The organism is Lunatimonas salinarum (assembly GCF_017811155.1).
GTDB classification, from domain to species: Bacteria; Bacteroidota; Bacteroidia; order Cytophagales; family Cyclobacteriaceae; genus Lunatimonas; species Lunatimonas salinarum.
Map to the genome: position 1 here is coordinate 199800 of NZ_JACVCV010000004.1, position 26894 is coordinate 226693.

20 protein-coding genes are annotated in these 26894 nt (G+C 46.4%); 2 read left to right on the plus strand and 18 right to left on the minus strand.

Features of this window, described 5'->3' with window-relative positions:
* Positions 1–2: 2 nt before the first annotated feature.
* The 3 genes from IAQ59_RS06435 to IAQ59_RS06445 form a co-directional block, all read right to left on the minus strand.
* Entirely contained in the window at positions 3–473 is a 471-nt protein-coding gene (locus IAQ59_RS06435) for a DUF4221 family protein (RefSeq protein ID WP_209329965.1), read from the minus strand.
* A 219-nt stretch (positions 474–692) separates the two neighbouring features.
* The gene (locus IAQ59_RS06440) at positions 693–1211 is read right to left on the minus strand and encodes an RloB family protein (protein WP_209329966.1); all 519 of its coding nucleotides are present in this window, start codon (positions 1209–1211) and stop codon (positions 693–695) included.
* The gene (locus IAQ59_RS06445; RefSeq protein ID WP_245189467.1) at positions 1177–2355 is read right to left on the minus strand and encodes an AAA family ATPase; all 1179 of its coding nucleotides are present in this window, start codon (positions 2353–2355) and stop codon (positions 1177–1179) included. The genes IAQ59_RS06440 and IAQ59_RS06445 overlap by 35 nt, the downstream gene beginning before the upstream one ends.
* A 504-nt stretch (positions 2356–2859) precedes the next feature.
* On the opposite strand from IAQ59_RS06445, the gene IAQ59_RS06450 reads away from it, so the two are divergent.
* Positions 2860–4002, plus strand: coding sequence for a DUF4221 family protein (locus IAQ59_RS06450; protein ID WP_209329968.1), 1143 nt, complete (start codon positions 2860–2862; stop codon positions 4000–4002).
* A 131-nt stretch (positions 4003–4133) separates the two neighbouring features.
* On the opposite strand, the gene IAQ59_RS06455 is transcribed toward IAQ59_RS06450, so the two are convergent.
* From IAQ59_RS06455 to IAQ59_RS06495, 9 genes are all read right to left on the minus strand, one after another.
* A complete protein-coding gene (locus IAQ59_RS06455; RefSeq protein ID WP_209329969.1) occupies positions 4134–5294 on the minus strand; it encodes a DUF1972 domain-containing protein in 1161 nt (386 codons plus the stop codon).
* Between the two features lie 102 nt (positions 5295–5396).
* Positions 5397–6551 (minus strand): glycosyltransferase, encoded by a 1155-nt coding sequence (locus IAQ59_RS06460; RefSeq protein WP_209329970.1) that lies wholly within the window; start codon positions 6549–6551, stop codon positions 5397–5399.
* On the minus strand, positions 6544–7635 hold the full coding sequence (locus IAQ59_RS06465; RefSeq protein ID WP_209329971.1) for a glycosyltransferase family 4 protein: 1092 nt from the start codon (positions 7633–7635) through the stop codon (positions 6544–6546). Before IAQ59_RS06465 ends, IAQ59_RS06460 begins: the two co-directional genes overlap by 8 nt.
* Positions 7628–9016: an O-antigen ligase family protein gene (locus tag IAQ59_RS06470; RefSeq protein ID WP_209329972.1), complete on the minus strand. Its 1389-nt coding sequence runs from the start codon at positions 9014–9016 to the stop codon at positions 7628–7630. The genes IAQ59_RS06465 and IAQ59_RS06470 overlap by 8 nt, the downstream gene beginning before the upstream one ends.
* The gene (locus tag IAQ59_RS06475) at positions 9004–9957 is read right to left on the minus strand and encodes a glycosyltransferase family 2 protein (protein ID WP_209329973.1); all 954 of its coding nucleotides are present in this window, start codon (positions 9955–9957) and stop codon (positions 9004–9006) included. Before IAQ59_RS06475 ends, IAQ59_RS06470 begins: the two co-directional genes overlap by 13 nt.
* 1 nt (position 9958) lies before the next feature.
* Entirely contained in the window at positions 9959–11254 is a 1296-nt protein-coding gene (locus tag IAQ59_RS06480) for an oligosaccharide flippase family protein (RefSeq protein WP_209329974.1), read from the minus strand.
* Between the two features lie 23 nt (positions 11255–11277).
* Positions 11278–12339, minus strand: coding sequence for a GumC domain-containing protein (locus tag IAQ59_RS06485; protein ID WP_209329975.1), 1062 nt, complete (start codon positions 12337–12339; stop codon positions 11278–11280).
* Positions 12340–12344: 5 nt separating this feature from the next.
* Positions 12345–14966, minus strand: a complete 2622-nt coding sequence (locus IAQ59_RS06490) for an SLBB domain-containing protein (protein WP_209329976.1) — start codon at positions 14964–14966, stop codon at positions 12345–12347.
* A gap of 240 nt (positions 14967–15206) precedes the next feature.
* A complete protein-coding gene (locus IAQ59_RS06495; RefSeq protein ID WP_209329977.1) occupies positions 15207–16586 on the minus strand; it encodes a fasciclin domain-containing protein in 1380 nt (459 codons plus the stop codon).
* A gap of 299 nt (positions 16587–16885) precedes the next feature.
* Between IAQ59_RS06495 and gldB the strand changes: the two genes are divergently transcribed.
* Positions 16886–17881: a gliding motility lipoprotein GldB gene (gldB, locus tag IAQ59_RS06500; protein ID WP_209329978.1), complete on the plus strand. Its 996-nt coding sequence runs from the start codon at positions 16886–16888 to the stop codon at positions 17879–17881.
* On the opposite strand, the gene IAQ59_RS06505 is transcribed toward gldB, so the two are convergent.
* The 6 genes from IAQ59_RS06505 to IAQ59_RS06530 form a co-directional block, all read right to left on the minus strand.
* Positions 17853–19076, minus strand: coding sequence for a glycosyltransferase family 4 protein (locus IAQ59_RS06505; RefSeq protein ID WP_209329979.1), 1224 nt, complete (start codon positions 19074–19076; stop codon positions 17853–17855). The two genes, gldB and IAQ59_RS06505, sit on opposite strands and share 29 nt — an antisense overlap.
* Positions 19073–20869 carry an asparagine synthase (glutamine-hydrolyzing) gene (gene asnB / locus IAQ59_RS06510; RefSeq protein WP_209329980.1) on the minus strand — a complete coding sequence of 599 codons (1797 nt, stop codon included), beginning with the start codon at positions 20867–20869 and terminating at the stop codon, positions 19073–19075. Before asnB ends, IAQ59_RS06505 begins: the two co-directional genes overlap by 4 nt.
* A 3-nt stretch (positions 20870–20872) precedes the next feature.
* Positions 20873–21562 (minus strand): endonuclease III, encoded by a 690-nt coding sequence (nth, locus tag IAQ59_RS06515; protein ID WP_209329981.1) that lies wholly within the window; start codon positions 21560–21562, stop codon positions 20873–20875.
* Between the two features lie 120 nt (positions 21563–21682).
* Positions 21683–21919 carry a hypothetical protein gene (locus IAQ59_RS06520; protein WP_209329982.1) on the minus strand — a complete coding sequence of 79 codons (237 nt, stop codon included), beginning with the start codon at positions 21917–21919 and terminating at the stop codon, positions 21683–21685.
* Positions 21894–22496: an RNA polymerase sigma factor gene (locus IAQ59_RS06525; RefSeq protein ID WP_209329983.1), complete on the minus strand. Its 603-nt coding sequence runs from the start codon at positions 22494–22496 to the stop codon at positions 21894–21896. The genes IAQ59_RS06520 and IAQ59_RS06525 overlap by 26 nt, the downstream gene beginning before the upstream one ends.
* A gap of 340 nt (positions 22497–22836) precedes the next feature.
* Positions 22837–26808: a hypothetical protein gene (locus IAQ59_RS06530; RefSeq protein ID WP_209329984.1), complete on the minus strand. Its 3972-nt coding sequence runs from the start codon at positions 26806–26808 to the stop codon at positions 22837–22839.
* Positions 26809–26894: the final 86 nt, after the last annotated feature.

A 26894-nucleotide genomic window follows, 5' to 3' on the forward strand; every position in this document is an offset into this window, starting at 1 on the left:
TTTCACATCTGCTTAAGGGCCGGTTTTTTCCAAAAGCCGGCCCTTTTCTGTTCAAAGAGATGCTTACATCGCCTGACCGATATGGCCGGAACAGGTGGTGGTGAAGAATCAGGGTAAATGAATTCGGATACTGCTTGAAGATCGGGAGTCCAAAAGCCTGTGCCATTGGGACCTTCTTTCTCAAACGGGATCATTTTTTCGAGCGTTAAGTCGGTGAGGTTGATTTGTTCGACATAATGGGAGAGATCGTTGAAATTATACAGCATTCCATCGTATTCAGAATAATCAGAGACATATAATCCGCGCTGTAAAAATAGAATCTCGCCCTTGGAGTCTATCAGTACGGTATCAATGGTACAGGAAAGGTTCCTTACATCCACAGAATCCGGACTGCTTTTGCAGGAAAAAAGTAGGGCAAGTCCTGCAAGGACGACGGTGGACAGAAGTTTGAATGCTAGGTATTGTAGCTGCATGCGTTAAAGTTAGGAAATTTGTGGTTGAAGAAGAGGTGGTTTAACGAACGTTAACGTGGGTTTGGGTTTCCAAAAAAATGATGTGGAAATAGCAATTACCAATCCCAAAAATTGAAAGACCAGTACATCAAACTTAAAGAAAACTAAGTTCTATAGGGACATGGCCCAAAAAGTAAACTATATAATGATTGCCATACATTTATGTGATTGCCCTATGATCTACCTTCTCAAATTCTTATTCAACTCCTCTACCAGTTCAAACACCTTCGTAACTGGGTTTTGCAGATGGTAGGGTAATTCCTTTTTATTCTCGAAAAGTATCCTGGCCCTATCTAGTGCCTTTTCTTGGGAGGAACCGTCTATTTCAGTCAGAAGGGAATACAGTCTTTGACAAAAGGCATACCTCTTCCCCTCTTTTTCATAATTGAGCCCAAATTTCTCACCCAATGCTTTATAATAGAAAGTTCTTAAATGTGCTGCATCTGTATATTCGAAATGCAGAAAAAACCATAGTTCGAACGCGTCATTAGAATAGGCTACCTGGTACCCTAGGCCTTCCGCTTTGACACCATAAACTGGGAATGATCTGAAATAAAACGCTTCCGTTTGCCCCTCACAGACAATCAATATGGTCCTGTTTATGGGTATTGATTCAACTCTGTAGGCAGTTGGTTTGGACTTTCTATTCCATGCCTTTCTTCCGTCAGTGACCTTGGTAGCTCTTGTCTTCTTCGGCATAGTCGAAATCACTTAAACTTGTAAAATCACCTAGGAACGGAATCGCTCCATATTTTCCTTGGATGTAATCCTTTTCAAAAGAAGCATCATTTCGAACTCCCTTGATTTCTACCAATGTATACAAGTGGCTTGCACCAAATCGGTCTTTTTCCACAAAATCGATTTGATCTCTCCTCAATAGATCCGCAGAAAGTAAATTGGTGTCGTGTGTGATGAAAATCAACTGGGACTTCTTGTTGCTTTCTGAGTTAAATAGCTCCACAATCTTTTTGGTGAGCAATGGGTGAAACCTGGCATCAAACTCATCAATGACTAAGGGAGTTCCCTGCTTAAGTGCAGCATAAATAAACGGACTCAATTCAAACATTTTCTTGGTTCCTTCGGACTCTTGAGCAGCAAATGCAAACTCGCTAATGCCTGCTGCATTCAGCTTTTCGTCATACCTAATTCTATTTGATATTATAATTTTCCGCTTTTTTAATTCCTGTTTCACATCTTGGGATATATCTTTAGGAAAGCTTTCTGCATTCAATTCGATAGCATTTATGTCGTTAATACCAACATCCGCTTTCTTCAAAAATTCTAAAACAAAGTTCTTTTTAATCAAATCGGATAGAAAATCACCTGCAAGCCCATAACCTCCAGGATTCCCGAGCCCACTGACGACCGAAATAGCTGAAATTGCTTCGATTAGCTTTTTTGAAGTTCTTCCAAACCCAAAAGATGCTAGGGAGGACAGAAACAAAGAATTATTACGGAAAATTTGGCCCTCACCTCCCGAAAGATCAATAGATTTCTTAGCCTCTTCAAAGTGTTTATGATTTATATCAAAAACCCGATTACCTTCTCTGATAAATAGAGTTTGCTCTCTTGATTTGGGAGTGGAAAATAACCACTCACTCATTATCGATTGATAATCGGCTTCGAATCCGTATCGAAAGCGAACCCCGTCTAATTGAAAAATCATTTGAAAAAAACTTGGATGATCTGCTGATTCTGTAGATAGTTGAAATGACTCGATCATTTCCAAAATTTTCTCATCTTTTACAGATTCCTTAATGACTCGAATAAAGGTAACCAAAGCCTTGATCACGTTACTTTTACCACTGGCATTGGCACCGTAGATGGCTTTGGATTTCAACAAACTAAGTCCGTTCTCCACAGGAATTAGATTGACAGTATCGAGACGGCTGTTTTTGGACTTGATCTTTGCCGCCGCCATGTTCAAGGTCTGCACGTCCTTAAAGGACCAAAAGTTCCCAAAGCTGAATTCCTCGATTGTACTCATATTTCAATATCTGTGAATATTTCTCAAATTTAAAAATAAGAATTGAGACCAAATCAATTTCTATCAAAATAAATGGGATAAAAGAGGTTTCTCGAAGTCTATTGGTCTGTCTCCAGCCATTGGCGGAGCAAACAATCCGTCCGATACAGACAAACCATAAACCTGGAAGAAATGGTGACTCCAATTTTTAATGAATCACCCCCTTTTCGAAAATACCGCAATTACCCTTGTAAACAAATGCAACATACACCCCCACTTATTTCCCCTCCCCACGCATTTAATCCTGCGTGAAGATTTCCTTTAAAAAATTAGTTTTCCTTGGAAAAACATGCTAACTTTTTAGTCGAAAATACACTCCCTATGAAAAAACTCAAGCTCCTTCTTCTCCCCCTACTGACCTTCTATGCCTGCTCAAGCTCCAACCAAGAAGCCACGGAATTTGGGGAACTGGTCTTTTCCCTCGACACCCTGATGATCGATCCAAAAGATGAAATCCTATTCCTACAGGGAGGCTTCCGCTGGTCCGACACCTCTTCTGACAGACGTTACTTCTATAACTTTAACTACACGAATAGCGTTCTGGAGGTCATCGACTTGAATAAACTGGAGCTCGAACGGGTGGTGGCTTATGAAAAGGAGGGTCCCAACGGCACCGGCGGCCGCGTGGGAAAAATCCACTACCTGGGACAGGATTCGCTGTATTTTAGCAGTCATTTTGACCACGAGATCTTTGATCTGAAAGGACGAAAAATCCTATCCCACACGACCAAAAACGTATCCTTTTCGGGAGGGGAATTTGGGGAGAATGAAGCCTTGCCCATGCCAGTGATGTGGTCCAAGCAGCCCCACCGTATCGTCGGGCTGGGAAGAAAGTGGATAGAACCCGAGACCTCCTTTGTCAGCATCGATTTTTCGCAGCGTACGTTTGATCGTCGGGAGCTACCTGCCTTCGATATCCTTAATGATTTCCACTACACCATGGAACAGCCGCAAGTTTGGTTTGGTCCCGAATATGCCACGTCCATCGTCGGTGAAACGGTGCTCTTTTCGATCAGCGTGGCGAGTCCAATCTATCGTTACCATATCCCAAGTAATGAGCTGGAACTGCACCGGGCCATTCCCTCCCTCACCGCCGGGGAAAAAACCGTCAAACCTCCCAAGCAGGTAAGCAACCGGGAAGAGTACCGACCGGTAGACCGAATGCTCAGAGAGCAGATAAACTTTCAACATCCTATTTGGGACGAAACGCGGGGCATATTCTACCGCTTTACCTACCAAGAAATCTTTCCCCAAAATCCAGATGAACCGGATCCCTACAGAAAAGCCAAAGTCTACCTCACCCTGCTCGACCGTGACCTAAGCATCGTTTCGGAGCATGAAGTGCCTGTAATCGACTTTGTCCCGGTCTTTCCCTTTGTCAAAGACGGAGCCATCTGGATGCCAGTGAATGTAGCGGATGAGCTTGGTTTTGCTCGGCTGACCATGCGAAGTGCGGGGGAATAACGAGTGGTGTATGTTAGGTAGTTAATAGCAAAAACGAATTTTGCTCGCAGACCGCTGTTTATCCTCAACCCCCTGTATCTTTTCCAAGCTACTTCGGGGAACTTTAATGGCCATAGGGGTGCAGATGACCCCTACCTGCCTTTTACGCTGTAACCTTCCAACTTCCGCTTACATAGACTCCTAAAAAGCCGCTCGTACTCATCCGTGACAAAATCCCAATTGTACTTCTGTCCAAGCCCTTCCCTCGAATGTTCTCGGAGCACTTTCATCTTTTCAGGAACCGTCTCTACATAGTCCAAGAGAGACCTAAGGGAATCGGCACTTTTATCAAAATACCATCCATACTTCCCTTCCTGCAGCATCTCTTGATTAAACCGCGTATTTAATGCCAAAATAGCGCATCCGTAGGCCAAGGCTTTTAACATGGCTGGATTCGTGCCACCGTATTCGTGACCATGGAGGTATCCATAGCAATTATGGTACAAAGCAGCAAGTGCCTCCTGATCCCGTACGTAACCGGTAAACAATAACCTGTCGCCGCCCAGATTTTTCATCCGCTGTGCAAAGGCATCCCGATAAGGCACATCACCCACGATAACCAACTTACGCTTGGAATGGGACTGGAGAAAACCCGCTACGATGAGGTCGGAATTATTGTCCGGAATAAGCCTGCCCACAATCAAATAATACGACTCCCTTTTTAACCCCCACTGTTCTATCAGGGAATCTTCGGTGGGATACCGGGGGTTCGCCCCGTAGGCAATCATCTTGGAGGGCGAGTTAAACTCCTCCAAGTAAATTTTCTGCATCTCATCCGAATCGGTCACCACACAATCGTAAAGCTTTGTGGCCAATCTCGAGGCCATTCGGAAATATTTCGCACCCAGCCCCTTCCATTTAGGACGAAGCCACTCCAATCCGTCTACATTGATCGCAGAAGGCTTGCCAAACAGTTTAGGGAGTATCCCAAAAGGACCATTTGCACTATTTGCAACAAATACCACATCTGCCTTGGAAAAGCAAACATGGACCATGGATAAAAACGAGTTTGTAAGCTGACTGAGGTTTTTGGTTTCAATACAGGGCACGTAAACCAACCGAATACCATTTACCTCTTTGGGCCGTTCCTTGAAGAGCGGCCTATGGCAGTAGACAGTCACCTCCACCCCCCTTGCTACCAAGCGTTCACATACTTCCTTCACAAAGGTCTCATAGCCACTGTACACGTACGGGTAACCTCTTGTTCCAATAATTGCCACCCGCAGTGGTCTATGCGTCTTTGCTGTTCTCATGTGGTAAAAAAACCTCCCATTTTCACGATCGGTGCCGCAAATATACCAATTCCAAACCAAATACCCTGTTTCCCTGTACTCATTCCCTGTATGGTACGTTCATCACTGTGCAAGCTGCTCCGAAACAGCCCCGCCAAACTGGGACAGGTAACCCTCCAGCGAAAATTTTCGCAACACGATCTCCCGGCCTCTTTGCCCCATACGGTGCCTCAATGCAGGGTCATCCAGTAGCGTCTGCAGCGCTTGCGCCGCAAAAACAGCATCATCATTTGGTATCAGAAATCCCGTTTCACCTTCCAATACCATCTCCCGTGCACCCCCTAGTCGAGTCGCCACTACCGGCTTCGCTGCCGCCATGGCTTCCAATACGGTAGTCGGCAGGGAATCCGGAAGAATACTCGGTAATACAAAAATATCGGCCCCCGACATGATCTGGGATACATCCGTTCTAAATCCAAGGTCTGTGACGTGTGCCTGCATGTGATGTTGGGCTATATACGCCTTCAGTGTATCCACAATCGCCTCATTACCGGGATATACATCCCCAGCCAGCACAAAGTGCACAGCTGAATTCCTTTCCAATACGAGCTTTGCCATTTCCAGAAAATAGTGCTGCCCCTTCAAATAGCTGACTCGGCCGACCATCAGCACCACCCGGTTTTCCCCCGAAATGCCGAGCTCAGCTTTCAAATCGTAATGGACATTCAAAAAAGCGGTACTGTCTATCCCATTGTAAATGACCCGGGTTCTTTCCCGCCTGAGGCCGGGCAAGTAGTTTTCCCTAGAGGCTTGTGACACAAAAAACACTGCGTCACCGGTTCGGTTCAACATCCAGATGATAAACTGCTTTAATGGCTTCGGGCTTACCACTGTCTCCCGCACATGCCAAATATGCCGCAGGCCACTCATCTTACATGCGATGGCACCGGCGAAAATGACGACGGTATTGGTAAGTGCAAGGTCAAAGTTTTCCTTTTTGATCAATCTCCTGATCTGTAGTATAGCCCTTCCTATAAAATACATGCGATTAAAAAGACCTGGCAGCGACACATATTTTCTCCTGATCACCCCCAAGCGAATATAATGTACCCGAATCCCCAACTTGGAGACCGCCTCACTCAAAGGCCCCGATTCGGAGAGCACCAACACGGGGTCCAAATGCTGCTGTTGTAAAGCCACCAACGAACGTAGCAGGCTATTGCTAGCCCCGTAAAGATCCGAGCTAGAATGGAATACCAGTATCTTCTTCCTACCCATGCATTACCTCCTTGATTTCCCTCCAGGCATGAGGCCAATTGAACCGCTTCAAGACTTCGCGTTGACCTGCCCGAAGCGCAGCGCTCTCTTTCTCATCCAACCGGAGTAGACGGCCGATAACCTTCGCCATTGCCCCTACATCCGCCGGATCAAACAATAATCCACCAGCTCCTACCACCTCTGGCAGCGACGAGATGGAAGATGCCGCCAATGGCAGACCGTACCGGTAGGCTTCAAGCACCGGGATACCAAACCCTTCGTAGATCGACGGAAACACATATGCACGGGCATGCGAATAGTAGGCGGGCAGCGCCTTATCGGAGACATACCCGACCAGATGCACCCGGTCCTGCAATCCCCGCTCCCTTATCTTGGCGACAATCTCGGGATAGCCATCCATAAAAACCTTGGACGGACGTCCTCCGACCAACACCAAGTGTAGGCTTGTATCCTCCAACAGGCTAAATGCCTCCACGAGGGCGGGGAGGTTCTTTCGCTTATCGAGAACTCCAATGTGTAGGAGGTAGTCAGCATCTACCGGACGGCGATAAAAAGCCATCGTCCCATCGGAACCAAAACGCTTGGCACCAATTGGAATGACCTTGATCCTATCGGGATGTAGCCCCAAAACCTTCCTCAAACGGTCCTTAGAAAATTCCGAGACAGTCAGTACACGATGCGCGCTGCGTTCGCCAAGTCTAGCCAAAAACCGAAAGTACAGCCTCCAAAGAGCATTATAGTTTTGGGGCAGCTCCCAAATATTGCACCCGTGAAAGACCGGTAACGTCTTGATCTTTCCCAAAAAAAGGAATGGAGCTACATAATCCGGACAGATCAGGTAATCGACATTGGCGCGGCTGGCGAGACGGGGCAAGGTAACCACCTTCCAGTAAATAAAATAGAGGTGGGCCATCGCCTTGGAGAACATCCCCGTTGGGGAATTGGCCTGTGTCGGTGCCAAATAAACCAACTCGACCTCGGGATCCTGCCGTATTTCATGAAGCAGTTCTTCGGAAAACGTCCTCGTGCCCGTTTGAGCAAAAAACAAGTCTCGGGCATCGTACCCTACTCTAATTTTATTCATCAGCGGTTCGGTTTAGCCGTTGCCGGTGGATGGCATTGACGGTATACCCCACCATCCACCAACTAATCAGCGACACGAAAAAGAACTTCTCCGCATTAGAGGTGAACAGGGGGAAGATCATCGCAAATTTAACAGATGTTGCCACGAATGCCACCCGCGCCTCATACAGGTTTTTCAGTTCAGAAAAAGCCCGATAAGCATACGCAATAGAGATGCCCAAAATAAGAATATACATCACCATGCCAATCCAGCCCAACTGAACACCGAAGACCAGAAATTGGTTTTCTCCTCCCACGCGCAAGCTTTCATCCACCGCACTCACGTTTCCACTTGTAGCTAACCCAATTCCGAAAGGATTGGCTATCATCGATTCCAGCGCAGCGGTCCACTCCAAGACGTGACCTACGGAGGAGGTATTCTGAAAGGTGATGGTATCGATGACGAAGTACTGAAAATCTTCTGATGCCAGAAAAAAGAAATGCAAAACAAACAAAGCCACAAAAAGGCCCGTAAAAACCAGCACCTTGTAAAGCTTGAACACAAAAGCAATATAAAGTGCCAATACCAGCAGGGCTGCTAAAGACGAACGCGACGAGGAAAACATCAGCGTTGCCAAGGTAACCCCTACCAGAAACAAATACGGATAAGCGCGCTCCCTCGGTGTAGTCAGGTACATAATCAGGGCAATGGAAAATAACATCAAGGATGAAATCGCCAACTCCAGCGGATCGGCAAAAAACGAAGCGAAGCGCTTAGACATGGTCTGGGTCTCAAAGGTCCAAGTAAGTCCATAGTTCCCCCTGGGATCGATTTCGTTTACCTGTTCATTGAACAGGGCATAGCCCGTGAACTGTTGAAAGTGGGTATCCAACGCAAACTCCACCAAATTTACTCCCAGCGCAAGCAGCGCAATCCCCAACATGACATGAAATAACTGCTTGAGGCCTCCATCACCCAACCGCGTGTTTCGACCAAAAAAATAAAAGACCCCCATCAAGACGATATTCTTAAAATAGAGCACCTTATTGATCAACTCGGCCTCTCCAATTGGCAATACGAGAAAAAATAATGTGAAGGCATAAAAGCCGATAAACAGCCAATCCAACGTAATCAATCGGAAGGGATACTTGGAAAGATTTCGCTGGAAAACAACAAAGCCAAGCAGCGCCAGGGCGATTACCAGTTCCTTTAATGTCTGAAATGCGGTTAGCAACAGGGAAGACTTCGTGGCGGTATATACGATGCTTAAGATGGTGATGTAAAAGGGGAAAAAAAGCGCTGCGAAAAAAACCACAAATTCCCATTGACCCTTAAGTAGGATCTTCCGCAGGGTAATCCCCGCCAACAAAACGGTGCCGATAACAACGATTACAAATAGCATGAAATATCCGGAGAAATTCCTGATTCAGGATGATCTTTCATACCGTCCCTCAACCCGGCCGCCGCCGCTCGTAGCTTTTTCAATCGAAGACGTACCACAAAATACCCAAGTACTGCCAGTGCCTTAGCTAACTGGTAAGGCCAAGCCATCGCCTTCACCATACCGATCGGTTCTGCTTTTAGGAGCAAAAACTGATTTCTTACATTTAAATAATGTGCCGCTGGGCTTAAAAAACCCTCTTTTTGTTTCGTCTTTGACTTGGTAGACGCACTTACCTCGTGATGTAAAACAGCCTGCGGGACAATCTTCAGGTCAAAACCCACCTTGGTGATCCGAAACGACCAATCCACATCTTCAAAATAGGCGAAATAGGCATGCCGCAGCGTACCAACCTGCCGGATAACCCCAGCTCTTACCAAGAACGCACAGCCCGTCAACCAACTGGATGCATAGGGAACTTGGAGGTTTACCGTCCGCTTGATACTCGTGGTCTTTCCGGTAAGCCGATTAAACATGCCTCCTGCGTGCCATACCCCCTTCGATCCATTTGCCTCATAGATCAAGGGCTGCACCGCCCCGGTAGATGGATTTGCTTCCAAATACGCCACGAGAGGATCCAAAAATCCAGCGTCAAAGTAGGTATCGTTATTCAACAAAAAGACGTACCTAAAGCCCCTGTCCAGCGCGACTTCAATTCCCCGGTTGTTCCCACCAGTGAAGCCCATATTGCGCTTATTTGGCAGAAAGGTAATGTGTGGGTATTCCGCATTGAGTCGCTGTCCACTACCATCTGTGGATCCATTATCTACCAAAAGCACCTCAAAATTGGGATAGGTAAGCTTGGCCGCTTGATCCAAACAGCTTTTGGTATACCCATAGGTATTCCAATTGACCACTACGAGGGCCACCGAAGGAAATACGGAATTTTCTGCTAAACTCATTTCAGGCGAATAGGTAAAAGCGACGCCAAAGATCCGGATTTTTTCTTGCAACCAGTGCCGAAAAGCTGATAAAATGCAGGAGCTCTGTAGCCAATAGTGCAGTACAGATTCCCGGTACGCCAAACCTGTAAGTAAGCAACGTGGCCGCAGTCACCATGAAAGCGCACATCCATGCCGAAATCCGGAACAGCTGCTGCTGCTGATTCGTAACCAAAAAAAACAGTACATTAACCATATTGAGGCTAGCCAGAAATGGGATCAACGAAAGCAACCGCAGGTAGAACACCGAATCTGCCAGCATACTTTTGGCTAAAAACTGAATGATAAAGGGTGCGGCGAAGTAAGTTGCCACAGAGAAGCTGAGAGATAGAATCAGCCCCCCCAGGTAGGCCCTTCTCAAAAACGGAATGAACCTATCCGGTTGAGTGACAAAAAGCTTGGCGGCATTGGGGTACACGGATTGGGTTAGAATGGAGGGAAAAAGGCGAATTACCATCACGATTTTTTCCGCCAGGCTGTACATACCGAGCGTTTGGGAGGAAGCAAAAAAGCTCAATATCACCAATCCTCCATTAAAGGTCAGGTAAGAGGTCAGATTACTCAGGAAATAGTGGACGTTTGACCGGAGAGAACGCAGGATACGCCAGATACGGGGCGGTAAAAACACCACGCCCAATCGCCATCGCACATACCCCAGCACCAATAGATTTACAAAAAGACTGCACCCCCCCAGTAGAAAATTCACCCATTTGGCCTGAGCTGGACTATGAATAAACAATAGAATTCCGCTCAGGTATAAGAGCTTGCTGATGACATTGGCCACAGAAATAAGCTTCATTTTCTCCAACCCCTGAAAAAACCAAAGCGGAAGCGTGGCCTCTGAAAAAAGCAACAGCACCGATAAGGCCAAGATTGCTTGGTAATCCCGAAACAGATTAAAACCCACTATCAACAGGAGAATTGTACCGGTGGCAACCGCAGCCATCAAAACCTTGCCCCCTAGGATGTGGGAAATCAAAAAAGACAACCTTTTAGGATTCTGTTGATTTAAGGCTACCGCCCGAGGCCCGCTGAGATTAAAACCAAAGCTCACAAAGATATTTGCAATAACCATCACCGAAAAGGCCAAACTTACCAAACCAAACTGATCCACTCCGATGGATGTGATCAAAAGCGGCATGGAAAACACCGTGATCAGAATATTGGAGATCTGAATCACGCTTAGAAAAATGAAATTTTGTAGGGATCGGCTTCTAAACAGCCCGTAAAAATCAACACCTTTGATCTTTTGAATCATATCAAAAATCACTGTATGGCAGGTCAGCTTGCATAATCGCGACGATATACCTCCCGCAAATACAATATAATGATTCCCAAAAAAACGGCAAAAAACGCTCCCAGCACAACGCCCTTCAAAAGACTAATATCAAATCGATCGAGTGGATACCTCGGCCCATCGATTATTTGAATAAGAGGTGTATTGTTTCGTTGGTTTACCTTGGCTATCTCCAAGTTCTTGACGATCTCTGCATAAATGGCCGAAGAGGATTGTACATCTATTTGCTTCTTTCGTACAGCAATATTACCCGCCTGCAGGAGGGGATTGGGGCTGGGCGTCCGGTCAGAAAGCGCCGCGAGTTCCTCTAGGTTTCTGTCCAAAATCCGCCTCACCGAATCGGCCTGCACCTGAAGAATGTTCAGGTTCTCCGAGGTCTTCTTTGTCTTGGTTTCAAAATAGAAATTATTGACATTTTCTACCAAGGTTTCGTTAAAGACTTTGGCAAAAGCTTCGTCCTTCGACGAAATGTTCACCTGTATGATGGATAGCTTTCTATCAGGTTTGCTAACCGAAAGATGGTTTTCCCGAATCAACCGCGAAACTTCCCGCATCACAGAATCCTGGGTAACCGAAAAATCCTCCCGTGATTTACGGAAGTCAAGCGCAGAGAGATCCACGGCCTTTCTCCATTTCTGATCCAGCTCGTTGAAAGCGATATACCGTTCGATGAGCAATTTTTCTTGGTCAAAAGGACTGAGCAGTGTTTTGCCGATCATATTATTCGACCGATACAACTCAATGATGTTATCGCCTTGAAACAACCCACTGGATCCCCCAAGCGAACCCAAATTGACACCCACCAAGGATGCCAAACCGGACATCTGTCCCAAGCCCCCATTATCTGCCTCTTCGAGCACAAAAGAGGTTGCTGCTAAGTACACTGGCTTTTTCAACACCGAAACCATTCCTCCCAGTACAAATCCCACTACAGCCCAAACAGCAATGGTACGCCATTTTTCCCAAAAATAACTTATCCACCATCGCATGCGAAGCACCAGTTCCTTGAGCGTAAGCTTATCATCCAATATATGCTTTTCCGACATGGCGATTACCGGTTTATCTGTGAGATGATAAGTACCAAGGTAGCCAAACCGGTCGTGAGCCCTACCAGCTCACCCGGTCTGATCGGAATTCGAGGTCCTTTCGTAGGAACGAAGACCTCAGCCCCCGGCTCAATGGCAGGATATACCCTCAATCCAAAAAAATTCTTCGTTCTGGATACTTCACCATTTGCGTATACGACGTAGGTACGCTTGCGATTTGCCCGAATATCAAAGCCTCCCGCTCTGTTGATATAATATTTTATACCGGTTTCCTTTTCATATCGTACGGTGGTTGGGTAAACCACATCCCCCCTTAACCTTACTGTTTGTAGCTGTCTTGGAATGGAAATGATATCTCCCTCCTCGAGAATCAAGTCAAAAGCCGAACCCGGATTTTGAAGGATTTTCTCCAGATCGATCGCTACTGCCTCAGTTTCCCGTATTTTTACCTGACCAAAGTCCCCCTTGCTTTCTGCAATGCCAGCCACGGTCTCACGCTTGATGTCCGATACGGCTGCGCTCTCTGCGGCATCCCGACCTGCCTCACTCACATCCAAGTCTTTGAATAGGCGTTGGAGAAGGGCATCCTGTGCCTCGGTGTCATTGGGGTCATATTGTAACTTAGCCTGTAGGTCTATCAAATTTTTCTTCCTCCGGAGCTGTTCGGACTCGGTATCAAAATATTCTGTGCGCCGTATCAGCGTAGCCCCTTTGGCATAGGCAAAAGAGGTAAGCCCACCTGCGCGCTGAATAACGTCAGAGATGCGCTCTTGGGCAGAGCGCACAACGAAGGTACCGGGTGAATTCACCTGCCCCTCCACATAGACCATTTTTTCCAAGCTGAAATTCGGCTTTCGCCTAATCACCAAATTATCAAAAGGCTCCAGTATCTGCGATGTTCCGCCCGAAACCAAATCCCGGGTAATCGTAACCGGAATCAGGGTGGAAAATACGCCTTCCACGGGATCTATCGCGCGCCGAGCAATCTCCACATCCTGCGTACTGGCCGACTCTCGTAGTCCGCCGGCCTGCACAATCAGATCCTCTACCGTCATTTGTTGGGAGAAGGGATAGGTACCAGGGTTCCTTACCTCCCCGGTCACCTGCACGTAGACTTCCTCCTGCAGGTCATATATACTTGAAACTCGAACCACATCCTCCCGCTGTAAGGCGATATCAGGGATCCTTCCCTCCAATAAATCCCGCAGGTTTACCGTCACAATCTCGGTGGTTAGGTCCTCATTGGTTCTTAAAATACTCGCGCGATCTAAATAAGCTTCACCCCGTAATCCGTCGGCGTGATCGATCAGCCCCTTGAGTGTAAGCCCGGCTGATAAAGCGTAATTTCCCTCACGGAAAACCGCTCCCTTTATCTGAACCCGATTCGAATATCGATCCAAGACCCTACCGATGGTATAAGTATCTCCCCCCTTTACGTCAAAAATTGAAAACTGATTATAAAAGATATCGGAAACTGCCCGCTCCTTGCCGGTAGTTCTTGAAACGCTGATTCTATCCCGGAATGCTTCATCGGTAAACCCACCCGAGTACGTCAGCACATCCTGAAAGGTTTCTCCCTCTTTCACCTCGAAAATCATGGGTCGCTTTACTTCTCCCTGTACACGTACTCTGCCCAAAAACGGCTGAACCAAGATGATATCTTGATCTTGCAGTCGCAGGTTGATATCCGCTTTCCCCTCTGTCAAAAACTCATATACGTCTATTTCAGCAATCTGACGATCATTGCGAATCACCTTGATACTCCGCATGGAGCCATTCACATTGGGACCTCCAGCTGCGTATAAGGCATTGAATACTGTACTCAACGAACTGAGTGTGAAGGTACCTGGCAGCCGCAACTCTCCGACCAAATGCACCTGTATAGTTCGTAAATTCCCCAAACTAACTTGAAGAAAGGTGTTTGGCGTGGATCCGCCCAAACCGGTATAAAAGCGGGAAAGTCGGCTTTTTATCAGCGCAGTAGCTTCTTCAACCGTCTTTCCGGAAACGCCGATTGGCCCCACGTTGTCTAAAATCAACGAACCTTCCGGCGTAACCATCCCCTCCAAATACTTTTCCGATTGCCCATAGATGTCTATGTAGATCACATCACCAGGACCGATCACATAGCCTTGGGGAGTAGCCAGGTTGTAATTGGGCTCAAAGGAAAGACGTCTGTTTTTACTATAGAACAAGTCCAAGCCAAAAAAAGGCTCCACTTCCTCAAGACCTGCTGCCGGCTCTTCTTGAAAATTGATTACCCCTTGAGTGATGGCGTTCAGGTTTGTCTGACGCCGGGGTTGTCGCTTGGATCCCAAATTCCTAGGACCTCCCATGGTAATGGAAAGATCCATATTTTCCAAGCGATTGCGGAGCTTGTTGATTTCTGACTGGGGTACGCCCCGGGCTTGTGCCATCATCACCAACTCCGATTCTGTCAGACCGGCCTCCTCCGCCCTTCGAACCAATATCTGAAGTTGTTCATCGGTAAGGTCATCCACCTTTAATGATGAAATATCCTGCAATGACTGAGAGGCTGCCGGAATAACAACGCAAACAAAGACCGCCGAAAAAAATATCAGCCCAACATAAATAATCCGTTTCCTTAAAAATAATTGAACACCCATATAATACTTTCCCTAACACTGGTTAAATACCGTAAGGCCACAGCCTCACCTTGCCAAACACCATATCCTTCTGATTTGAGATGAATCAAATCTTTTGCCCCAACCTAAAACGCTGTAAAGATAATTATTACATTCTTTTATGGGTCAATTAACCGTTATAAAATATAAACGACCCTAAACCAAGAAGGGAGGTCTTCTTTCGAAAACCTCCCTAGCACTAACTAACCTGATAAATTATGATTAAGGAAGTGGTGGAACAATCACTTGGTCGATAACGTGGATTACTCCATTCGTTGCATGTACGTTCAGCAACGTTGGTACCAAGCCTGAGTCATTGATCTCCAAATCAGCGAGATTGACCGTCAGTACGTTATCGCCACTCAATGTAGGCAATTCAGCCCCTTCTCTCAAATCCTGAGAGAACGCCCTTGCAGGTACTACGTGGTAGGTAAGCACCGCCGTAAGCACATCGATATCGATATCGGCAAATCCTTCAACACCCAACGCTTCATACAAGGCCGCAAAGGCTGCGTCGGTTGGAGCAAATACCGTCAAGTTATCATCAATGCCACCGCTCACAGCTTCTACCAACTCTGCCCTAGCCAATGCGCCTACCAACTGGGTAAACTCTGGATTTTCGGCGGTAGTGAAACCAACTGCGATCTCAGCGATCGATTGGGTGGGAGGCGTGATTACGTAGTCGATTACGTGGATGATTCCGTTATCTGCCATGATATCTGGCGTTTCTACCTTGGCTGATCCGTTTAGCCAAATGCCATCTTCTGGATCGACACTCACAAAGAATGGGGTCTCGTTCAATGAAGGCACACTTCCCGCAGCGACCGCAGATGATGGTACAGAACCGGCAACTACGTGATAAGAAAGGATATCAACCAAGTTTTCGGAAGCAAGAAGCTGTTCAGCAGTCAAATTGTTGTCTTCCAGAAACCGGGCGAAGGCTGCATCGGTTGGGGCAAATACGGTGTACTCCCCTTCAGCAGAAGCCAATACCTCCGCAAGATTAGCCTGTACGACTGCCGCCAGTAACGTGGAGAAGTTTTCATTTCCAGTAACAATGTCCGCAATAGTATTCGTCTCTTCCTCTTCAGCGGGCGGCATAAGGACAGAATTAATTCCGTGAATCACCCCATTTGAAGCAGGCACATCTGCAGATATGACTCCTACTCCGTCATTAATGGTGATTGTACCACCACTAACCGTAAAGGCTAGGCTTTCCCCTTCCAAAAGAGTGGGTACAGATCCGGTAGATACTTGATTTGACATGACCCTTCCAGAGACAACGTGATATAGTAGAATATCCCTTAGTTGCTCAACAGGTATGGCAGTGATATCGGTCACACCAGCGTCAATAAAGGCTTGGTTTGTTGGAGCAAATACGGTAAAAGGACCAGCGGCAGATAGGGCATCTACCAGACCAGCACGCTGCACAGCAGCCACCAAAGTCGAAAACTGCGAAGCACCTTGCGCTACCTGCACAATGTTTTGCTCGGCAGGCGGCATCGGATCATTGTCTTCGTCAGAACATGCCGCAAACGCCAGCATCCCAAAGGCTGCTAACCAGACGAAAAATCGATGATAGTTTTTTTTCAAATTTTCCATAATATTTATCGGTTTAGTGAAATTAATAAAGTCCCCTAAAGAACGCCCTAATCGATGTTTAGTTTAAAGGTTTTTGATATTTGTTAAACAAAAATAAACCAATTGCTTCTTTTTGTAAGTAAAAATGAATGTATAGACAATAAATCAATCAACAAACACGGTAAAGGGCTTCTTGGAATAAACACCTCTTGGTAGCCCATTGCCTCTCCGTTAATTTACTTGGCATAGTGATTGTTATCGTAGGATGATAAGGGCGCAATCATCTACTTTGTTTAGCGGTAAATACTTATCTTTGTAACATGCCATTTCCTAGGGTCCTCTTAATCCTCTATTTTCCAATTGTAATTGGTTGTGGAAAGTCTTCAGATCCCTGCACCTTACCGGCAGAAATCGAAGCCATTCCCATGGAAATTCGCATTACCAGGTTGGAGAACGTCTTTTTTGACAAGGTAAGCCGTGAAACCATTCAAGATGCCATTGACCGCTATCCGGATTTTGCAGAACAATACCTTTTGGAGGGTGAATTTGAAGACCGGGGAGCATTTGTAGACGAAATCGTATCTCTGCACCGTGACCCGGGCATGCAGGAACTGTATGGTGAGGTTTTGTTACATTATCCCGATTTGCGCGAACTGGAAAATGCATTCTTGGATGCCTTCAAACGAATCAAGTATTATTATCCCGAATTTGAACCACCGGTCATTTACACCTATGTCAGTGGTTTCACCAACGACCTATTTCTAACCCAGGACATGTTGGTTATCAGCTTAGATTACTTTCTGCCCAATGATCACCGTTTTCAGCCCGTGGATTTGCCCCAATACATTACCAGGAGGTATGACAAAGACCATTTGGTGCCCACAGTGATCACAGCCATCTCTTCTTGGTTTAATAAAACAGACCTACAAGACAACACGCTATTGGCCGAGATGATCTTCTATGGGAAATCGTATCACTTCACAAAACAGGTAATGCCTTGCACGCCCGATGAGTTTATCATCGGATATACCCCTGAGGACATTATCGCCTGCTACAGCAACGAGGAGATGATCTACGCGCACTTCATAGAAAATGAGCTTTTCTACGAAACGAACCCTTTTGAAATCCGAAAATACACCGGTGAGGCCCCTTTTACCGATGAAATCAGCCTAGATGCCCCCGGAAGAATCGGAAGGTGGATGGGGTGGAATATAGTGGATGATTACCGGGAAAACAACGTACTGACGCTGCCTGAACTCATGAACCAAGACAATGCGAGGGAAATCTTCAGGCTATCCGGTTATAGGCCGCGTTAGCCCCTTTTTCAGAACTGTCCGTTTGTAACAGAAGTTTACACAGCGATGAGACTGCCTTTTCTTTGGTAAACTGCTTTTCTGCAAGTCTCCTTGCACGGTTACTTGCTCCGTTCCACTTGGCAGATTCCCGATGGAACGATTCGATCTTTTGCAATGTCCGATTCAACGAATGCCCTTGAAGGACACCAATATCGTGTTTTTTCACCAGATCCGCTATCCAACCCTTAAAGTTGATAATTACCGGAACCCCCATGGCCAACGCATCAAAAAACTTATTGGGACTGGAAGATTCCAATACCGGCAAAGGAAGAAAGGACAAATAGGCAAAATCGCTCTTTGCCAATTGATCCCGCACCTCTCTTTTGTTACCAAATGGACGAAACACCACGTTGGCCAAACTTCTGGAACTGGCCATTTCTTTGAGACGAAGCAGAGAGCCCCCCTTGCCCATTAGCACAAAACGCCAATTCTTCCCTGCCTTTTGCGCTTCATTCGCCAAGTCCAAAAATGCGCCTAACCCATTTACCGCTCCTATAGCTCCCACATACGAAATCGTCAGGGGCTCTTGGAGGGAGTAGCTGCCTGAATGCTTCGATAATCTGTCATCAGGAGGTTGGAAAAATACGGTATCCGCAAAATTTGGAATGCAGGAAACCGGCTTGCCGGGGCAAGTCCTTACGATCGCATCACGGATTCCCGGGGAAAGGGCTACGAGGTGCATTGCTTCCTCATATATACGGCGCTCCATGCGATACACAAAGGACTTCAGAAGCAAATTTTTGATCAGTCCCAGCTGTATAGGTGCCTCCGGCCACAAATCCCTCACCTCAAAAAAATAAGGGACCGCCAAACGTCGCTTTGCCCACAATCCTATCAATCCAGTGGTCAACGGTGTAGAGGTAATATACAATAAATCGGGTCTATTTAGTCTCTTCAGCAACCGCTTGGCTTGCCTCACGAATGCAAGAAAGGCCCTAAGCCTCCTATAAAAAGAAAATTCATTTCTATACCCCACCGGAAGGTAATGTACTCGGATACCATCGATCAGCTGAATATCGTAGCGGGCCTGATTGTGGGTGGTAATCAGGTCTACCTGTGCCCCCTCCTCCACCAACCCTTTTGCAAGGTGATAGGATCTGACGGCACCACCTTCCCGAGGAGTGACAAAATACTGATGTATATAAACAATATTCATGATCCGTGACGGTAAATCCAAGAGGCAAGCAAATACAAATTCCAAACCTGCAAATAACGCCTTTCCATTTCCCTATTTACGCTTTGGGTCAATTTACGCATTTCAGGCGGAAGATCTGCACCAAAATCCGTATCAAATCTGGAAAGGGTGTCTAAAACACTGCTTCTGAAAGCCCCATCATGCTTATACCATCCAAGGATGGGAAGCCCAAAACCGAGTTTACTCCTTTTAGCGACGGCTTCCTGTCCCTTTGACGTCAACAGCTCCTTGACCCACTTCTTTCCAATCAAGGCCTGTTGCGCTGCTTCGGAAAGTTCGTCAAACATGGCAAGAATCGGATAGTCCAGATAGGGTGATCGCCCTTCTATCCCAAAAGCCATGCAAGAATTATCCAATACTTTCAATACGTCTTCTATCAAGTAAAGCTTCCTATCGTAGCTCAAAGCAGCCTTGAGACCCACTCCTTCATTTGAAGTATGTCCCTTCAAATACTCCAACAAGTCTCTCGGAAGGCGCTCGAGGGCGGCTAGGTGACAATAAGTTTCCATGGGGTCTTGAGCTATCCCCGATAAATACTTCCGGTAGGGAGCTGGAAGCAAGGGCAATCGGTTCATCCATCTTATCTTATTCAACGCGGGCGAATAGTTCAGGTAGTTCAAAAAGGCCTTGTGCCGGTTATAACCGCCCAAGAGTTCATCTGCACCGGCTCCGCTTACCAACACTTTGACATCACGGCGAGCTTCCTTGGCGATCATCCAAGTAAGAAAACCTGCGCTATCTCCGACAGGTTGATCCAATCCCTTACAGTAAGGCTCCCAATGTTCCAAAAACATTTTTGGCGATACCTTTATTTCTCGATGCTCACCCCGAAAGGAAGCAGCTACCTGCCTCGCATAGACTGCGTCTGAAAATTCCCGTTCGTACCGCCCCTCAAAAGCGACCGTATAACTTCTCAAAGGTATGCCGGTCTCGTTATACCAAAGCTGATACAGCAGCGTGCTATCTGCCCCGCCACTCAGAATGATCCCAACCGGCACCTCAGCATGAAAGTGGGTCATGACCGAATCTGTCAACAACTCCTCAAAACGCGCTATATTCGTACGCATTCCTGCACCACCTTTGATAGAAAGCCAAAAGGAAGCCCTTTCCCGCCCATTGTACCCCAAAACCAAGACCTTTCCCGCCGGAAATTGACGAATTTGTTCAAAAAAGGTTTTGCTCGGCAATGTATGCCGCAAGTAAAAGTAGGGCATAAATTGAGACCGATCCAAGCGCTTTGGCACCAAACCACTGGCCAAGATGCCCCGGATTTCTGAGGAAAATAGCCAGCCTCCATTGGATTGGGAGAAATACAGGGGTTTCTGTCCAGTCAGGTCCCTTGCTATCAGCACCTTTTCTTTGCTACGGTCTACAAAAACAAGGGAAAACATCCCTTGCAAATCCCGAACCCCTTCTTCTCCAAATAGGGTGAGCCAATGCAGCAGAACCTCCGAATCGGAGCCTCCACGCATCACCACTCCCCGACGTAGCAGGCGGTTTCGCAGATCTCCAAAGTTGTAAAGAGCCCCGTTCCATGCGAGGACTTGCTGCTGGTCTGCTGTGAAAAGAGGCTGATTGGCGGCATCCTCCATCCCCGAGATCTTTAGCCGGTTTGCTGCCAGGAAGGTGCCCGGAGCAACTGCCGTGTAATTAGAGGCGTCCGGGCCACGGTGTGAGGTCGCTTCCATCATAGCGACGATCGCTTGCGCTGAAAGGCCCTCGGGGAGATTTAACAGCAGATTGATCCCGCACATGGCCTAACTCTTCTTGGGAGCCGGAGGTAGCCCTTCCATTTTTGCCGCCTGAATCTTATTCCTTTCGAAATACCGACACAGGTGGGTGATCGAGCACGTATCGCACTTCGGTGTTCTTGCGAGGCAGGTGTACCTACCGTGTAAAATCAGCCAATGATGGGCCTTATGAATAACCTCCTTGGGCAGATGCCGTATCAGCTGCTTTTCCACCTCCAAGGGTGTCTTGGCATTTTGGGTTACAAGACCCAATCGCTTTGACACCCTGAATACGTGCGTATCCACGGCCATGTTGGGCTGATTCCATACCACACTGGTAATTACATTGGCCGTTTTTCTACCAACCCCGGGAAGTTTTACTAACTCGTTCACAGTGGATGGCACCTCCCCTCCAAAATCGTTCACCAACATGTTCGCCATGCCAATCAGGTGCTTTGTCTTATTATTGGGGTAGGACACAGATCGGATATAGTGAAACAGTTCGTCGAATGTAGTAGCCGCCAAAAGCTCCGGTGTGGGAAAATCCCTAAAAAGCGCAGGTGTGACCATATTGATTCGCTTATCGGTACATTGGGCACTAAGTATCACCGCTACCAACAACTGATAGGGATTTTCGTAGGCAAGTTCCGTTTCCGCTACCGGCATTTGCAAGGCAAAATGATCTACAAACGCTTTGAATCGCTCTTTCTTCAACATAACACTCCTATTTTAATACAAGGATACGAGGCATACCGGCCATGCGGTATAGGAATAAAAAAACCTGTTAACTTTTCTGCATCAAAGTTAACAGGTCGAATGCGTTAGCAGATATAATTTTTATACTTTTTCCAATCCTTTGGAGGACCGTGCCATTCGTTTGATTTGGCCAACTACCCGCTCGGAGGGCTCCTTAAAAAGATGGTCGAGATGTTCCAAGGAACCCAACAAATCCAGATACTCCTGCATTAAAACCGGATTTAGTTGAAGTGCCTGAACGAACTCCCCACTTTCACTTGCTGACATTTCCTGATAAATGTACCTTATCAGATCATTTTGGGTAAAAGATTTTGTCATAGGCTATATTGATATGTTTAAGTTTCTTCCTAAGGTTGATCAAAGCATAGCGCATACGCCCCAAGGCGGTATTGATACTCACCCCGGTTTGTTCTGCGATTTCTTGAAAGCTAAGGTCCATATAATGCCGCATGATCAACACCTGTCGCTGATTTTCCGGAAGCTCTTCTACTAACATCCGTATCATCTCGTAGGTCTCGTCCTTTACCTTCAGGTCTTCCACGTTCTCTTCTGCGAAGTTTAGCGTGTTAAACACGTTGGAACCATCTTCCATGACAACGGATGGATACCGCTTCATCCTCCTAAAGTGATCTATGGCCAAATTGTGTCCTATGCGCATCAGCCACGGCTGGAATTTGCCCTCTTCGTTATATTTATCTGAGTTGAGTGTCTGCACTACCTTTACAAATACATCCTGCAAAAGGTCTTCTGCCACTCCTTGGTCTTTGACTATCATCAAAATAGTCGAATAAACTCTGGACTTGTACCTATCTACCAACTGCTCAAAGGCAACTTCGCTGCCATTTCTATACTGGGCGATAAGTTCGCTGTCTTTAGGTCCTACCCTCTTACTCATAAATTTGACTTTTTAATAACGTAGAGTTTTATCCCATATTGCCGAGTTTAATGTGAAAGTTTCCAATACCATTCGATCAAATGTATCAAATAGGATTAAACATAGCAATTTTTTTTCATTTTTTTTGTATGAACCCGGTATATGTCGGTATGAAATGTACGCTGCCCGGAAAACAAATACAAAGTGGCAGAAGTGATTTCATACCCACAAGACCTCCGTAGGCAATAAACCAATAAATTGATTATCAGCGACTCAGTAAAAACCCCTGTTCAAATACCGGAAGACTGAAAACGAGTCGAATACGTTCTACGAAACCCTCTAAACAATAATCATACCAGAGCTAGGAATCTCCAGACCAGATGCTCTTGAATCCCTTTTGAAAAAAACTATATATTGTCCCGGAAAGACCTATTGCTGCACTTACATATGCGACACTGCGATCCAGTATGTTGGGATCATAGAACCCAATAACAGACACCGAAATAAACACAAAACTGATCGAAGCCGCCTGTACCAACCTCGAGGTACCTTTGGCCTTTTCTTCTCTCCTGAAAGCCTCCAACTCTTCCTCAGCGGTATTGGCAAGGACAAAATTGGTAAAAGCAAGTGAAAAAAGGCGCAACCTGTCCTTGGTCGGATCCAAGCTAAGAACGCCCTTTTGCAATAGCGAGGCCATGACATCCCGCATTGTATAATTTATAAACCCCTCCAATGCAAAATAGTAACACAGCTTCTTCTCTCTCATATTCAGCTTTGACCACACGTTGATAAAAAAGGCTTTGTTGTACCGCTGAATGGAGAGAATGCACTTCTCATAGCGATCCTGAGAAACCCGGCTTTCAAGGGACTCCTCCAATAGCTCGTCGGTAAGCAGGCAAGCCAATGCGGCGCGGTTTTCTCCGTAGATCAGCTCTTCGCTTAATCCGGTAACGAGCGGGTCGTTAAATAATGGAGATTTCACCTTCTCACGAAAAACCCGCCTATTTTCCTCCGACATGGCAGCCCAGCCCCCACCATCGTGCGGTAGCAGCAATACTTCTTGGTGAAAATTGAGCGGGACGACGTAGAAAAGAAACGGCTTCATGATTTCCGTAATACGTAACACGACAGTTTCTGCAGTGCCCGGACCCATCAGATCCTGAATGGACCTACCTGAAGAAATGAACAGGAGGATATTTCGCTCGAAAAACCGCTCCTTAAACCGTTCCAATACCTCCAATACCTCCGCCGCAGTCTCCAAACAATGCAGGTTTTCAAGAAGCACCGCGTGATATCCCACTTCTTCCTCGGGCCAAGAACTCCCATCTTCCATAGCGGAAAGAACCAACATTTGGCTCTTGCCTGTCAGGTAGTGGTACCTAATCCACTTACCAATTTTCTTACTATCCAACCCAATAACAAAGGTGAACTTCCGTGTGACACAAGCAGTGGGCAATCGCTTATTCTGTACCGGAAATAAATAGTCCACCAGAAAAAGGCGCTTGCTTACCCGCATGATCAAATTGAAAAACAGGCCCATCAACAGAAATGTCGTCAACAAAAACACCGGGGTCTGCCCGATTTTTTGGGAAATCAAATGAAGGATTGATGCTGATTGGGACGATTTGCCACTGCCATAGTAAAGCTGCTTGGGAAGCATAAAGGATGCCTCTATGGCACGAATGTCCGGCGCCAAAAACCCCCGCAATTCTTCATCTGTCCGGTAGGTCAGTCGGCTGAAATTTACCCGCCTCAACTGCTCGTGAATGGAAATCAAGTCGCGGTAAAAGCCGGAAATGGGCCGAATACCGGGCGTCTGTTGCTCCCCGCCCAACGGGGCATTCCAGATATACACTTCTTGCACAAAAACCTGCCGGTGGATCGCATACCCAGGCAAGAAGCCCAAGACAATAATCCACAGCAAAAAATTTAGCGAGAAAATCCGCTTTTCTACCTGAAGCTGCGTTATAAAATTCCACATTTTTGTGAGACGGAAATGAATCCGCTTCCAACCCTTGATCTTCCCACTGAAGTCCGGCTTAAGCCTGGGCATTCTGCCCTTAGCCGAAGTCACCAAACAGAGTGTGACCGCCACCCCCAACAAGGTCAGCATCAACGTGCTCAGGTAAAAATAGCGCCCTTCCAATGCATAGGAATTCAACACCCCCAATCCACAAACTAACAGTAAAAACACAAACAAAGCAGGAGCCAGGAAGTTGAATTCCCTACTTCCAAGGCCCCTTTTTGGATCGGGAAACAAAAGCACAAAATTACAAATACTCCCACTTATTGCGATCAGGGCAGACCAAAGGAAAATCGAAAACAACGTCAAGGGAATCACCAGGTACACAAACAAGAAGCCAACCAGATGAAAAGCCAAGACGTAGTTGGCAAACAGGTACTGATTCCGCTTCGAGGGGGTGGGGCGGTACCAATCGAATGAAAACTCCCGCATACGCAGGTAGATGGGCTGCAAACTGGCTAAAAACACAAATGAAACCAGCAATCCAAGTACCAACAGATAGGGAAAGAGAAAAGCCAAGGTTTCAAACGTTGTAAGAATGTAGAGGGAATCCTGGAGGCTCTTGTCCACCAAATACATCACCCAAACCTCCGAGGAAAATCCATCAAAGTCCAATCGCTTGAAAACAGCCTGGTATTCGTGCCCGTTGACATATAGGGGCATTTCCCAAGTACGGGATCGATCTCTAGCTGCGTTGTTTTCCAGCAGGGCTTGAATCCTGAACCAAACTCCCTCTTCAATGGCATCCTGAAGGTTATTTACCGGCATTTCCATACCGGCGCTTTTCATGATGACCTTCCCGTCCGGCTTAAACACAAAGAAGCGATGCTTGCTCATTTCACTACTTACCAAGCCACTCACATTAAATGTAATCGCATTCCCGGTTTCTCCCCGAAACAAACTGACCACACCCTCCAAGGCGCCTGTGGCGTTAGAATAATGTGCGGACAAAAAGACCTTCGACGGATTACGCTTGGACTCAATCACATAGTCTCTATGTTGGATGTTTATAAACGATTGATCGCCTAGCCCCATCATGGCGGTCCCCGGAATACCCAACTTCTCAATAAAACCACCTGAAGAAAACTGAATGTACTCATTGACCGGAAGACCGATTAGCGTATCCTTGGCTACTTCGTCTTTATCTTCAATTTCCGAAAAACGATGAAGTAGGGAATCATAGTCCTTAAACTGTCTAGAAACCTCGTCAACCAGCTCGCTAAGCAGCTCCCCGTCAAATTCAGAAGTACGTTGATTTTGAATAAATCCGAATGTATAACCCGCCACCAACGCCAAAAAAATCAGGGACAATCCAATCCCTATCACCTTTCCCTTACTTAACACATCTCCTGCACTCAGACTAAAAATGCCAATAACCGGAATACCAAACAGCACCAAAACCAACACCAAGACCAATACACTCAACACGCTGAAGTCTATACGATAAGCCGCCCGCTGAAATTGCACACTTTCTTTCAAACCCATTAGATAATATTGGCCACCTGCCAGCAAAAAAGGAGATACAAAGGCCTCAAATTCCTCCGCACCAAGATTCATCTTAAACAGTTGCTCTCCCGCCTTTACAACGGGCATATTGCTTTCCGCATCGATTGCAGAAGTATGGTCCATCGTGGCCGGATCGAGCAAGATTCTGCCTCTGTAACGAGCGGGATAAACGACCACTCCACCCGCGTCCAACAGAAACAACCGGTCGAAAAACCTCAAGGGAAGATTATCCTCCATCAATCGATAAAAAGGTAACTCGTGTTCTACTAAAAACGTCAGGCTCCTCGCCTCTCCATCTGCTGGAATGGAAAAAAATGAAGCATCAAACCGCTTCTCCACATCGGCTTCCCCTACAAAAAACTCATTGCCTATGTTGCCGCCAGGAATCTTTCCCGCTAAATCAAAAAAATAGTTCTCTACTAACAAGCTGGAAGAACTATCCCTTAAAACAACCCTACTTTGCAATGCTTCGAATTGCTTTTCTGCCGCTTCCTGCTTTGAAAGGATCCGAATCTGTTTCAGCTTAAATTTTGGATTACCGTCGAAAATAGCTGCAATCTTCTCGGCCTGATCGGCCAATGACCCACCGGTCAGTGCGAGGTAATTTCGACTGAGGTACTCATCAAGCTGATATTGATAATTGTGAAACGCCGCCTGAAGGTTATTTTTTCCGAGTATTACTGCCTTGATGGATTGGGATTCCAGTTCCTTCCTGTGACTCATAGACTGTTGGTACAGGTAAATGGCTACTAAGGCGGTAAGGCCAAACACATACAACCATACACGGATATCTCGGAATTTCATTTTAATAGCAGCCTTGCCCAAACCGAGATCAATTTAAAAAAACTTTATTTTACAAAGAAACCAAACCCAGTATTTAATTCCACAAA

Bases quoted from the DNA above. Each gene is read 5' to 3' on its own strand.
- IAQ59_RS06435 (WP_209329965.1), bottom strand. From the start codon at position 473: ATGCAGCTACAATACCTAGCATTCAAACTTCTGTCCACCGTCGTCCTT.
- IAQ59_RS06440 (WP_209329966.1), bottom strand. From the start codon at position 1,211: ATGCCGAAGAAGACAAGAGCTACCAAGGTCACTGACGGAAGAAAGGCA.
- IAQ59_RS06450 (WP_209329968.1), top strand. From the start codon at position 2,860: ATGAAAAAACTCAAGCTCCTTCTTCTCCCCCTACTGACCTTCTATGCC.
- IAQ59_RS06455 (WP_209329969.1), bottom strand. From the start codon at position 5,294: ATGAGAACAGCAAAGACGCATAGACCACTGCGGGTGGCAATTATTGGA.
- IAQ59_RS06460 (WP_209329970.1), bottom strand. From the start codon at position 6,551: ATGGGTAGGAAGAAGATACTGGTATTCCATTCTAGCTCGGATCTTTAC.
- IAQ59_RS06465 (WP_209329971.1), bottom strand. From the start codon at position 7,635: ATGAATAAAATTAGAGTAGGGTACGATGCCCGAGACTTGTTTTTTGCT.
- IAQ59_RS06470 (WP_209329972.1), bottom strand. From the start codon at position 9,016: ATGCTATTTGTAATCGTTGTTATCGGCACCGTTTTGTTGGCGGGGATT.
- IAQ59_RS06475 (WP_209329973.1), bottom strand. From the start codon at position 9,957: ATGAGTTTAGCAGAAAATTCCGTATTTCCTTCGGTGGCCCTCGTAGTG.
- IAQ59_RS06480 (WP_209329974.1), bottom strand. From the start codon at position 11,254: ATGATTCAAAAGATCAAAGGTGTTGATTTTTACGGGCTGTTTAGAAGC.
- IAQ59_RS06485 (WP_209329975.1), bottom strand. From the start codon at position 12,339: ATGTCGGAAAAGCATATATTGGATGATAAGCTTACGCTCAAGGAACTG.
- IAQ59_RS06490 (WP_209329976.1), bottom strand. From the start codon at position 14,966: ATGGGTGTTCAATTATTTTTAAGGAAACGGATTATTTATGTTGGGCTG.
- IAQ59_RS06495 (WP_209329977.1), bottom strand. From the start codon at position 16,586: ATGGAAAATTTGAAAAAAAACTATCATCGATTTTTCGTCTGGTTAGCA.
- gldB (WP_209329978.1), top strand. From the start codon at position 16,886: ATGCCATTTCCTAGGGTCCTCTTAATCCTCTATTTTCCAATTGTAATT.
- IAQ59_RS06505 (WP_209329979.1), bottom strand. From the start codon at position 19,076: ATGAATATTGTTTATATACATCAGTATTTTGTCACTCCTCGGGAAGGT.
- asnB (WP_209329980.1), bottom strand. From the start codon at position 20,869: ATGTGCGGGATCAATCTGCTGTTAAATCTCCCCGAGGGCCTTTCAGCG.
- nth (WP_209329981.1), bottom strand. From the start codon at position 21,562: ATGTTGAAGAAAGAGCGATTCAAAGCGTTTGTAGATCATTTTGCCTTG.
- IAQ59_RS06520 (WP_209329982.1), bottom strand. From the start codon at position 21,919: ATGACAAAATCTTTTACCCAAAATGATCTGATAAGGTACATTTATCAG.
- IAQ59_RS06525 (WP_209329983.1), bottom strand. From the start codon at position 22,496: ATGAGTAAGAGGGTAGGACCTAAAGACAGCGAACTTATCGCCCAGTAT.
- IAQ59_RS06530 (WP_209329984.1), bottom strand. From the start codon at position 26,808: ATGAAATTCCGAGATATCCGTGTATGGTTGTATGTGTTTGGCCTTACC.